The 698-nt window shown below is 63.9% G+C and carries 1 protein-coding gene; it reads right to left on the bottom strand.

The genetic code is table 11. The features are described from left to right. Nucleotides 1-698 (bottom strand): carbohydrate ABC transporter permease (locus PSH25_RS29830; RefSeq protein ID WP_238662179.1); only part of this gene is annotated, 698 nt, incomplete at both ends.

Raw genomic sequence — 698 nt, 5'->3', positions numbered from 1 at the left:
CACCCCTTCAGTCCGGTCGAGGCGATGCCCTCGATGAAGTAGCGCTGGCCGAGCAGGAAGATGACCGCGACGGGCAGCACGGACAGCACCGAGCCCGTCATGATCAGCGCGAACTCGGCGTTGTACTGGGAGATGAAGGTGTTCAGCCCCAACTGGATGGTGCGCAGTTCCGGGCTGCGCAGGTAGATCAGCGGGCCGAGATAGTCGTTCCAGGTGGTCACGAACGTCAGCAGGGCCAAACTGGCCAGTGCTGGGCGGGACAACGGCAGCATGATCCGTCGGTAGATGCCGAACTCGGTCAGCCCGTCGACTCGCGCTGCTTCGCTGAGTTCCTCGGGGATCGTCTCGTAGAACTGCTTCATCAGGAACACGCCGAACGCGCCGAACGCCTGCAGCGCGACGATCGACCACAGGGTGTTCGACAGCTGCAACTTCGACATGAGGATGAACTGCGGGATCATGTACGACTGCCAGGGCACCGCGATCGTCCCGACGTACGCCAGGAAGAGCGCGTTGCGCCCGGGAAAGCGGACCCGGGCGAAGCCATAGGCGGCGAAGCTACCGGTCACCACCTGCAGGAGGCTGACGACCACCGACAGCAGCAGCGTGTTCCCCAGCCACGTCGTCATGTCCGAGCGCTGCCAGATGTCGAGGTAGTTTCGCCACACCACGGGGTCGGGGAGCCAGGTGATCGGGAT

Origin of the sequence: Micromonospora foliorum, from assembly GCF_022229015.1 — a bacterium.
Lineage (GTDB): Bacteria > Actinomycetota > Actinomycetes > Mycobacteriales > Micromonosporaceae > Micromonospora > Micromonospora foliorum.
Note: the sequence above shows the minus strand (reverse complement) of the source record. Positions and strands in the feature narration are given on the sequence as shown.